The following is a 10,054-nucleotide window of genomic DNA, read 5'->3' as shown; positions in this document are numbered from 1 at the left end:
AAGACACTAAAAAATAGTTGCATTATGAAAGCCATAGCAGTTGCTAAATTTAAAGACAAGCCTTCCCTGATGGAATTGCCCAAACCCGCAGTAAGGCCGGGAACCATGCTGATAAAAGTGGTTGCCGCAGGCATTAATCCGTTTGACTGGAAAATGGTTGACGGTATCCTGGATGGGGCCATGCCGCATCAGTTTCCGCTGATAATGGGGGTAGACGGCGCAGGCGTAGTGGAAGAAGTAGGAGAAGGCGTAACCCGTTTTAAACAGGGAGACAAAATTTATGGTCAGTTCATACATGCGCCTATTGGCGAGGGTTCTTACGCCCAATACGCCATCGTACCGGAATCAGCAGCTGTTACCAAAGCGCCTGTAAGCATCAGTGCTGCTGAAGCCGCGGCAGTACCTACTGCTGGTATGACTGCCCAGCAGTTGCTGGATAAGCTGAATCTGGCGAAGGGAGACACCTTGCTGATCAACGGCGCTACCGGCGGTGTAGGCTCTTTTGCCACACAGCTCGCAGCTGCAGCCGGCATCAAGGTAATCGCTACCGTTGGCGACGATGCTGCCGCAGACCGCATGAAAAAGCTGGGCGCTGCCTATACCATCAATTACAAATCCGCTCCGCTCATCGATCAGGTGAAGAAGGAATTCCCGCAGGGCGTCAATGGTCTGATTGATATGGTCAGCCACACCACCGCCGGCTTCAACGCCAACCTCGGCCTGGTGAAAGCCGGTGGCGGCGCACTTACCACGCTCTTTGTGGCTGACGATGATGTATTGAAATCCAAAAATATTGCCGGCGGCAATTTCGAAACCAAAAGCTCTCCCGACGCATTGGATAAACTATCCATCGCCATCGACAGCGGAGATCTGGCTGTTCCCCTGGAAACCCGCATTACCCTGGAAGAAGCCCCCGCGGCTATCGCCCTAAGCCGCGATGGCCAGGCAAAAGGCAAAACAGTAATTGTTATTTGAGACTTCCTTAAATCAGGGAGGCCCTTTGGGGAATTACAAATTACGAATTGCGAATTACGAATGTTGAGCGAAGATTTAAGCGGATAAAGAATTTACTTCTTCGCTTAAATCTTCGCTCAACATTCGTAATTCGCAATTCGTAATTTGTAATTCCCCAAAGGGCCTCCCTGATTTAAGGACAATATCAAACCGGAACCGTAGCCTTATACAGCTCCACGTTCCCGCTGGTGGTGATTTCGTAGGTTTCGCCGTAGGCGGCCATAACGCACTGTCCTTTTTCGAGGGAAAGGGTATCAGAGCCTTTGATGGTGGCGTTGCCGCTGATCACTATCATGATTTCTGCAGCTTTGGCGGTATAGGTGTATACCTGGCCCGGCTGGAGGTTTATTCTGCTCACAACAAAATCAGGAGCAGGAGTAGGATATATTTTTTCAAGTCCGCCGGAGATGTTGTCGCCCTGCAGGATGTTGGGATGTACGCCTTCAAAGCGCGTGTGTTTCAGCAGTTCCGGTACATCTACGTGTTTGGGGGTCAGTCCGCCGCGTAATACGTTGTCTGAATTCGCCATCAGCTCTACGTTCTGGCCTTCAAGGTAGGCATGCGGAATGCCGGCGTCCTGGAATACGGCCTGTCCGGGTTGTACCTGCATGATGTTGAAGAAGTAGATAGAGAAGATGCCCCGGTCGATTTTTTCTGCGCTTTCAGGATCATTCAGCACTGCGCGGGCGGCCCAGAAGCCGGGATCAGACTTAGGCAATGTGCCTGCCTGATAGGAAGGGAGCATGCGGTCGGTCAGTGGACGCAGGATCATGTTCACCAGTGCCTGCGGCATTTCCATCACACTTTTATATAGTCCGTAATAGCCTTCTTTTTCGTATATGCCTGACAGTGAGGTGAACTCCGGAATGGTCTTCAGTACCCGCGACAGTTGTTCCTGTGGCAGAAATCCGTGCAGCAGCCAGAATTCGCTGAGTGCCACCATGATTTCCGGTTTATGGTTATCATCTTTGTAATTGCGGTTGGGGGCGTTCAGCGGGATACCGGCAGCGTTTTCGCGGGCAAAACCTTTCTCTGCCTCCGCTTTGGTAGGATGCACCTGGATAGACAGCATGTCTTTCACGTCCAGGATTTTAAACAGGTATGGCAGTTCCTTAAACTGTCCCCATACCTGCGGACCTACTATTTCCGCGGGTTGTTGCTGAATCAGTTCATTGAACGGTACAGGACCGTTACCGGTTGTAATGACGGATGGTGCGCTGGGATGCGCGCCCATCCAGTATTCTGCACTGGGTTTTTCCGATGGTGCTATACCCAGCAGGGAAGGAATATATTGATACCCCCCCCATGCATAATGCTGTACTTTCCCATCCAGTCTGAATAATTTCATATTGCTGTTTTTCGTTTTGCTCTTTTATTGCTGCAAAGTACAGCCAAAATATTTAATTTCCTGCTATCATTAAAACGATATGTTTCGTTGTTGTTTGTTAAAATCCAATAAGATATGAAGGATCGCCAGCTGCTGGGACAGCAGGGAGAAGCCATTGCGCGGGAGTATACCGGAAGGTATTGCAGGCTGCTGCATACGAACTGGAAATACGGCCGGAAAGAAATAGATATTATTGCTGTCAGGAATAACATCATCTACTTTATTGAAGTGAAAACCAGAACCGGCAACCGTTTCGGATGGCCCGAAGAAGCAGTGGATGACAGAAAGCAGGAACATATCCGGGAAGTAGCCGCTGCCTACCTGGAAACATTCGATCTGCATCCGGCTGCTATCCGCTTTGATATTATCGCTATCACTTTTACAGCCGCTTCCTGGGAACTGCTGCACCTGCGGGACGTATTTTGAGACAGTCCTTCATTAACGAACACTTAACAAAATAAACACCTGTGATGTATTTACAATGTGATGTTTTTTTATATCTTTGCGAAGCTTTTAAGAATTAACCCTGGATGTATTGCATGACCCGGTATCCCGGCATGTTTCAAGCAAAATCATCTCCCTGGAAAAAACTCCGTACAACACCTTTTGGGTATTGTTCATCATATAATTTGTTTATTATGAACTTATGGAGTCTGTCAATATGGTTACAGCAAACAACGGGAATGATAGCGGCAGGTAATGAGCAATTACACTGTAGCATTACACAACAACAGGGTGACAGCATGAGTATCCGGATCAGGATGGAAGAAGAAGAGAGCGGGTGTTCACAGCTGACAATATTAAACAGTCAACACTTTCCTGTGCGCATGATACCTTTTGCGCCCCAAAGCATATCAGCAGGACAACTGGTGTGCGTTACCGGTCTGCCACCGGGAATCTATATTGTCCGCATCACGATGGCCGGTAAGGCCGCCGAGAAGCAATTCGTCATAAGACAGTAAGCTGTCTTGCTGCTTTCGGGAGTCATAAAAATTATTACAAAACACAACAGGCTCCGGTTAATCCGGAGCCTGTTGCTGTTTATATGGTTAAGCACCAGCTTACATCGTCCACAACCCGGTATAGTTATGCGGGGTAATGGCTTTCAGCTCTTTCTTCAGCGCGGCGCTGATCTTCAGACCGTCGATGAATTTATGCATGCTCTTTTGTGTGATCTGCTCGCCGCCACGGGTCAGCTCTTTCAGGGCTTCGTAAGGCTGCGGATAATTTTCGCGGCGCAGTACAGTCTGAATAGCTTCTGCTACCACTGCCCAGTTGTTCTCCAGGTCTTCTTTCAGCTTGGCTTCGTTGAGGATCAGTTTGTCCAGGCCTTTCTGGATGGATTTAGTCGCCAGCAGGGTGTGACCAAAGGGAACACCGAGGTTACGTAATACAGTAGAATCGGTCAGGTCGCGCTGCAGGCGGGATACCGGCAGTTTGGCGCTGAGATGTTCAAACAGTGCGTTGGCCAGGCCGAGGTTACCTTCTGCATTTTCGAAATCGATAGGATTCACTTTATGCGGCATCGCGGAAGAGCCGACTTCGTTCTTTTTGATTTTCTGTTTGAAGTAATCCATGGAGATGTAGGTCCATACATCGCGGCAGAAATCAAGCAGGATATTGTTAACACGTTTGAGTGCATCAAACTGTGCGGAGATATTATCGTAATGTTCGATCTGCGTGGTATATTTCATACGTTGCAGGCCCAGTGTGCCATTCACGAATTTCTCCCCGAATTTCTCCCAGTTGATTTTAGGGAAAGCTACATAGTGGGCATTGAAGTTACCGGTAGCGCCGCCAAACTTGGCTGCAAAAGGAATATCGCCCAGCAGTTTGATCTGGCCTTCGAGTCTTTCCACAAACACGAGTATTTCTTTACCGAGGATGGTAGGAGAAGCGGGTTGTCCGTGGGTACGGGCCAGCATAGGCACCTTCATCCAGGACTGCCCCATTTTTTTGAGTACCAGTACCAGGTTGGCGAGCGCAGGCATGTATACATGTTCCACGGCATCTTTCCAGAGCAGGGGCGTAGCGGTATTGTTCACATCCTGTGAAGTAAGACCAAAGTGAACCCATTCCAGCTTGTCTTCCAGACCCAGGTTCTTCATTTCATTCTTCAGGAAGTATTCAACGGCCTTCACATCGTGGTTGGTAATCTTTTCCGTATCCTTGATGAGCTGCGCATGTTCGATGGTGAACTCCTGATAGATCTTACGGAGCGCAGGTACCTTGGCTTTTGGCAGGGTAAAGAGCTTCTGCTCCGACAGCGCAATAAAATATTCCACCTCTACCATCACACGGTAACGGATCAACGCAAATTCAGAAAAATAATTCGCCAGCTCGTCCAGTTGCTTGCGGTAGCGCCCATCCAGCGGGGAAATGGCAGTTAATGGTTGTAGTTGCATAATGTATGAATTCCAGATATTACAATTAACACGATGAAGGAAAACAAGTTCATAATCGTTCCGTTTAAAGAACGGTATTTTTCAATTTGGAACTTGTTAACCGGGATTTAGTTACTTTTGCAGCTTCAAAATTACTGAAATTGGAACGGAAAGTAAAAGTTGCGGCTGTAAGTTATTTGAATACGAAGCCTTTATTGTATGGATTCAGGAATCATCCGGTGATGGAGATGATGGAATTATCGATGGATTATCCGGCTAAAATAGCCCAGCAGCTTATAGATGGCGAGGTGGACGTGGCGCTGGTACCGGTGGCTATCATTCCCAGATTAAAGGAATACCATATTATCGCAGATTATTGTATCGGTGCTGAAGGAGCGGTTGCTTCCGTTTGTTTGTACAGTGATGTACCGATGAATGAAATAAAGCGTATTTACCTGGACTACCAGAGCCGTACCTCAGTGGCGCTGCTGCAGCTCCTGGTGCGTGAATACTGGAAGCTGGATGTGGAATTTGTGGCCACTACCGGCGATTACCAGGATAAAATAAAAGGTACGGATGCAGGTCTGGTGATCGGCGACCGTGCACTTGAGCAGCGTAAAGTTTCTCCTTATATATATGACCTCGCAGAAAACTGGCTGCGTTTTACCAGCCTGCCTTTTGTGTTCGCCGCCTGGATCAGTAACAAACAACTGCCAGCTTCATTTACCACTGCCTTCAACGACGCCACCGGCGCAGGTATCAGAAATATTCCGGCAGTAGTGGCTGAAAATCCCTATGAGGTGTATGACCTGGCTACCTATTACATACATAATATCAGCTACCCGCTGACACCAGCCAAACGCCAGGGGATGCAGAAATTCCTGGGTTACCTGATGCAGGAAAAATAACAGGGCAGCCCGGGACGCGTTCTGGTGAAGTGTTTTTTAAGTATCTTCATAGTTCACATTTCACCAAACATTAACGCGGTCATGAAAATCGGTATCCTGGGTAGTGGTCCTGTCGGGCTTACACTTGGCAGCGGACTAATTCAAACAGGTCACGAAGTTACTATCGGCACCCGTAACCCTGCACGTGAGTCACTGCAACAATGGCTGAAGAAGCAGCCTGAAAAGGCTGCAGCCGGAACCTTCCGGCAGGCCGCTGAATTCGGAGAGCTTATTATCATCTGTACCAGCTGGGCAGGTACCAAAAAGGCTATTGAAGCTGCCGGCATCTGGAATTTCAAAGGCAAGACCATCGTAGATGTCACCAATCCGCTGGATGGTAAAGGTCCAGATGATAACGGCCGCCTGTCTTTCGTGATCGGTCATAACAATTCCGCCGGCGAACAAATCCAGGCGTGGCTTCCCCCTGATGCCTCCGTAGTGAAAGCCCTCAGCTGTATAGGGCATCAGCATATGCTGCTCCGCGACTTCAAAGACGGAACTCCCACCATGTTCATCGCCGGCAACAGCGATAACGCCAAACAAACCATTATCCGCCTCCTCCAGGAATTCGGCTGGGACGATGTCGCCGATATGGGCAACATAGAAATGAGCCGGAGCATAGAACCGCTTTTTATCCTGTGGTCAGCATATGGATTTATGAATAATACGAGTAAGCACGCCTTTAGGTTGCTGAAAGAATAATTGAGCCCCTTTGGGGAATTGCGAATTACGAATTACGAATTGCGAATGTAGGCGCGAAGATTAAAGCGGAGATTAAGGCAGATCAACATTAGATATCTGTCTTAATCTCCGCTTTAATCTTCGCGTCTACATTCGCAATTCGCAATTCGTAATTCGCAATTAACTACTTCGTTTCTTTCACATTGATATAAAAATTCTTATCTACTTCAAAGGATTGTTTGCCCGGAAGACTGATGCTGGCGGTGCGCCAGGTGGTGCCCGGATAGATGAGTTTGTAGCCGCTTTCGTTCAGTTTTACCTTTACGGGCATATTGAAATCCTTTACATCTGATACCCAGCGGTACTGCAGCTGCTGCCCGACGATGCGGTATTCGAGTGTAGGGATGGTGGTACGGCGCAGGTACTGATCGAAGATACGGCCCATGTCAAAGCCGGCAGCCTGGCTCATGTAGCGTTCTACCTCCTGTGTGGTGACAGTCTTGTGGTAGAAGGTTTTGTTGAGCCCGCGCAGCATCTGACGGAAAGACTCATCATTATTCATAATCTGACGGATCATGTGGATCATGTTACCGCCCTTGTAGTACATGTCGCCGCTGCCTTCTGTATTGACGCCATAGGGTCCGATTACAGGAATGTCGTTCCGGATATTCTGACGGGTGCCGGTAACATATGCCTGGCCTGCCTTCTGCCCGTACTGGCATTCGGTGAAAAGGGTTTCGGAGTAGTTGGTAAAGGATTCATGAATCCACATGTCGGCGATGTCCTTGCTGGTAATGCTGTTACCAAACCACTCATGGCCGCTTTCATGGATCACGAGAAAGTCCCATTTAAGTCCCCAGCCGCTGCCGGAGAGGTCTTTGCCGCTGTAGCCCATCTGGTATTTATTGCCGTAGGCTACTGCACTCTGATGTTCCATACCCAGGAAAGGCACTTCTACCAGTTTATAGCTGTCTTTATAAAACGGATATTTTCCGAACCAGTACTCAAAGCATTTAAGCATGGGCTTTACTACCTTGAAATGTTCCCGTGCCCTTTCTTCATTATAGTCCAGCACCCAGTAGGCCAGGTCCAGTTTACCGCCTTCTCCGGAATAGGTATCCTTTATCTCTGTGTAATGCCCGATGTTGAGCGCTACGTCATAGTTGTTGATAGGGTTGGATACATACCATGTATAAGTAGTGGTACCATCGCCATTCTCTGTTTTCTTTTTCAGGCGGCCATTGGAGATATCTGCCAGATCGGAAGGGACAGTAACGTTGATGTACATATTTTCCGGCTCATCGCTCTGATGGTCTTTGTTAGGCCACCAGGCGCTGGCTCCCAGACCCTGTACTGCGGTAGCTATCCACGGGCGCTGCAGGCTGTCCTTGGCCCATACCACACCGCCATCCCAGGGCGCATTTTTAGCCCTGCGGGGTTTGCCGCTGTAGAAAACGGTAATTACCCTGGACTTTTGCCGTAGCTGAGGTGAGGTTACTTTAATCATCCAGGCATTGCCTTCCCGGGTAAAGGCCAGCGCTTTCCTGTCCTGTATCACACTGTCGATCACCATCGGTTCCTGCAGATCTATCTGCAGCACGGAATCAGGTTTGAGTATTTTGTAGGTGATATTATTATGTCCGCTGAAGGTGCTGTCTTCCGGGTTTACCCGCACATGCAGGTCATAGGTAATGACATCCCACCAGGCCCGCTGCGGGGTGATGGTACCCCTGAGGGTATCTGCCTTCGTAAATGGCTGTTGTGCTTCCGCCGAAAATGCGGTGAGCAGGGCTACACAAAGTATTGTTATGCCACGCATATATATAAATACATTTTAACCGGCAAGATATTAATTACCTGTATTAACTTATTTGCAAATTTTATCCAGAAGATATTAAATTACCGTCAAATGAAAAGTTATTATTGTCAGGCGGTTACAGTCTGGATACCGATAGCTGGATTATTACTCCTGTTTTGCGGCGGCTGCGGTAATCCTGAAAAGGAGTATAAGCAGGTGTTCCGGTATAATCAGGCAGAAGGAATCAGCAGCCTGGATCCTGCGTTTGCAAAAAGTCAGGCGGTCATATGGGCGGTACGGCAGCTCTACAGCACGTTGGTGGAACCGGACAACGACCTGGAGATCAGGCCGTCACTGGCGCGGCAATGGCGCGTATCTGCCGACCGGCGCACCTATACTTTCGACCTGCGTACGGATGTTTACTTTCATGATAACGATGTATTCCCAGGAGGTAAAGGACGCCGGATGACGGCACAGGACGTGGTGTACAGCCTGCGGCGTATTATGGACCCAGCCACCGCTTCGCCCGGAGCCTGGATCTTCAACGGCAGGGTGCAGGCAGACAGCGGCTTCCGCGCTTTGAATGATTCCACTTTTGAACTGACGCTCATCCGCCCGTTTCATCCTGTCCTCGGTATTCTCAGTATGCAGTACTGCTCTGTGGTACCCCGTGAAATAGTAGAAAAATACGGGAAGGATTTCCGCAACCATCCCTGCGGCACCGGACCATTCCGCTTCTTTTACTGGGATGAAGGACAAGGCCTGATACTACACAGGCATCCGCAGTATTTTGAAAAAGACAGTACCGGCGCCCGCCTGCCTTATCTGGAAGCCGTGAAGGTTACCTTTCTGGAAAGCAAGGCCGCGGAGTTCCTGATGTTCCGGCAGGGCCAACTTGATTTTATGAGCGATATCGATGCCTCCTTCAAAGATGAAGTGCTGACCAAAAGAGGAACCCTGAAAAAAGAGTGGGAGGGCAGAATGGTGCTGAACAAACATTCCTATCTTAATACGGAATACCTGGGCTTTATGACAGATACCGCCAGCAGCGCGCTGAAAGTATCTCCCACACGCCTGAAAAAAATACGGCAGGCCATTAACTACGGTTTCGACCGTACGAAAATGATGACCTACCTGAGAAATAATATCGGCACACCAGCCTTGTCGGGTTTCGTGCCAGCCGGACTACCTTCCTTCGATGCTGCAAAAGTAAAGGGGTATAGCTATGATCCCGGGAAAGCAAGGCAATTGCTGCAGGAAGCTGGATATCCCGGCGGGCGGGGGCTGCCGGCAATCAAACTGTTGTCTATCCCCAATTACGCGGACCTGGCTAATTATGTAGCCAACCAGTTGCAGGAAGTAGGTATCCGTATCCAGGTGGAAGTTGTGCAGAAAAGTCTGTTGCTGGAACAGACTGCCAAGTCGCAGGCGCTTTTCTTCCGGGGGAGCTGGATAGCAGATTATCCGGACGCGGAAAGCTACCTGGCAATGTTCTACAGCCGCAATCCCGCACCTCCGAATTATACCCGTTACAACAACCCTGCGTTCGATAAATTATATGAGCACGCTATCAGTGAAAATAATGACAGTATCAGGTATGAATTATACCGGGAGATGGATCAGCTGGTAATGACAGATGCTCAGGTAGTACCCCTGTTTTATGACGAGGTAATCAGGCTCGTACAGCCCAATGTATCAGGGCTTTACAGCAACGGAATGAACCTGCTGGAACTGCGGCATGTGAAGAAAAATTGAAATTTGAATTTTTTTTAACATTTCGTTCACATCAAAAGCCACATTTTAATTTGAGTTACAGGTATTTAGCATACCTTTGAAGATTATT

9 protein-coding genes are annotated in these 10,054 nt (G+C 48.7%); 6 read left to right on the top strand and 3 right to left on the bottom strand.

Going from position 1 to position 10,054, the window contains the following annotated elements; genetic code table 11:
- Positions 1 to 24 precede the first annotated feature (24 nt).
- Entirely contained in the window at positions 25 to 975 is a 951-nt protein-coding gene (locus tag GWG06_RS25985) for an NADP-dependent oxidoreductase (RefSeq protein WP_127034501.1), read from the top strand.
- A 184-nt stretch (positions 976 to 1,159) separates the two neighbouring features.
- Here the strand turns inward: GWG06_RS25985 and manA are convergent, their stop codons facing one another.
- Positions 1,160 to 2,362 carry a mannose-6-phosphate isomerase, class I gene (manA, locus tag GWG06_RS25980; RefSeq protein WP_160717181.1) on the bottom strand — a complete coding sequence of 401 codons (1,203 nt, stop codon included), beginning with the start codon at positions 2,360 to 2,362 and terminating at the stop codon, positions 1,160 to 1,162.
- Positions 2,363 to 2,476: 114 nt separating this feature from the next.
- On the opposite strand from manA, the gene GWG06_RS25975 reads away from it, so the two are divergent.
- Complete coding sequence (locus tag GWG06_RS25975; protein WP_160717179.1) at positions 2,477 to 2,827, top strand: YraN family protein; 351 nt, start codon at positions 2,477 to 2,479, stop codon at positions 2,825 to 2,827.
- Positions 2,828 to 3,039: 212 nt separating this feature from the next.
- The gene (locus GWG06_RS25970; RefSeq protein ID WP_160717177.1) at positions 3,040 to 3,363 is read left to right on the top strand and encodes a T9SS type A sorting domain-containing protein; all 324 of its coding nucleotides are present in this window, start codon (positions 3,040 to 3,042) and stop codon (positions 3,361 to 3,363) included.
- Positions 3,364 to 3,462: 99 nt separating this feature from the next.
- On the opposite strand, the gene purB is transcribed toward GWG06_RS25970, so the two are convergent.
- Positions 3,463 to 4,806: an adenylosuccinate lyase gene (gene purB / locus GWG06_RS25965; RefSeq protein ID WP_160717175.1), complete on the bottom strand. Its 1,344-nt coding sequence runs from the start codon at positions 4,804 to 4,806 to the stop codon at positions 3,463 to 3,465.
- 140 nt (positions 4,807 to 4,946) lie between these two features.
- Here purB and GWG06_RS25960 point away from each other — a divergent pair, with 140 nt between their 5' ends.
- Entirely contained in the window at positions 4,947 to 5,693 is a 747-nt protein-coding gene (locus GWG06_RS25960; protein WP_127034511.1) for a menaquinone biosynthetic enzyme MqnA/MqnD family protein, read from the top strand.
- An 81-nt stretch (positions 5,694 to 5,774) separates the two neighbouring features.
- Complete coding sequence (locus GWG06_RS25955; RefSeq protein WP_127034513.1) at positions 5,775 to 6,434, top strand: NADPH-dependent F420 reductase; 660 nt, start codon at positions 5,775 to 5,777, stop codon at positions 6,432 to 6,434.
- A gap of 163 nt (positions 6,435 to 6,597) precedes the next feature.
- Here GWG06_RS25955 and GWG06_RS25950 read toward each other — a convergent pair whose 3' ends face one another.
- On the bottom strand, positions 6,598 to 8,232 hold the full coding sequence (locus tag GWG06_RS25950) for a M1 family metallopeptidase (protein WP_160717173.1): 1,635 nt from the start codon (positions 8,230 to 8,232) through the stop codon (positions 6,598 to 6,600).
- A gap of 90 nt (positions 8,233 to 8,322) precedes the next feature.
- On the opposite strand from GWG06_RS25950, the gene GWG06_RS25945 reads away from it, so the two are divergent.
- Positions 8,323 to 9,966 carry an ABC transporter substrate-binding protein gene (locus tag GWG06_RS25945; RefSeq protein WP_160717171.1) on the top strand — a complete coding sequence of 548 codons (1,644 nt, stop codon included), beginning with the start codon at positions 8,323 to 8,325 and terminating at the stop codon, positions 9,964 to 9,966.
- The last annotated feature ends 88 nt before the right edge of the window (positions 9,967 to 10,054 follow it).

Origin of the sequence: Chitinophaga solisilvae (genome assembly GCF_009928525.1) — a bacterium.
Taxonomy (GTDB): domain Bacteria; phylum Bacteroidota; class Bacteroidia; order Chitinophagales; family Chitinophagaceae; genus Chitinophaga; species Chitinophaga solisilvae.
This window is presented reverse-complemented; position numbering and strand designations above follow the sequence as displayed.

Excerpts from the sequence above, each read along its gene's own strand:
- GWG06_RS25985 (WP_127034501.1), top strand. The coding sequence starts at position 25 with ATGAAAGCCATAGCAGTTGCTAAATTTAAAGACAAGCCTTCCCTGATG.
- manA (WP_160717181.1), bottom strand. The coding sequence starts at position 2,362 with ATGAAATTATTCAGACTGGATGGGAAAGTACAGCATTATGCATGGGGG.
- GWG06_RS25975 (WP_160717179.1), top strand. The coding sequence starts at position 2,477 with ATGAAGGATCGCCAGCTGCTGGGACAGCAGGGAGAAGCCATTGCGCGG.
- GWG06_RS25970 (WP_160717177.1), top strand. The coding sequence starts at position 3,040 with ATGAACTTATGGAGTCTGTCAATATGGTTACAGCAAACAACGGGAATG.
- purB (WP_160717175.1), bottom strand. The coding sequence starts at position 4,806 with ATGCAACTACAACCATTAACTGCCATTTCCCCGCTGGATGGGCGCTAC.
- GWG06_RS25955 (WP_127034513.1), top strand. The coding sequence starts at position 5,775 with ATGAAAATCGGTATCCTGGGTAGTGGTCCTGTCGGGCTTACACTTGGC.
- GWG06_RS25950 (WP_160717173.1), bottom strand. The coding sequence starts at position 8,232 with ATGCGTGGCATAACAATACTTTGTGTAGCCCTGCTCACCGCATTTTCG.
- GWG06_RS25945 (WP_160717171.1), top strand. The coding sequence starts at position 8,323 with ATGAAAAGTTATTATTGTCAGGCGGTTACAGTCTGGATACCGATAGCT.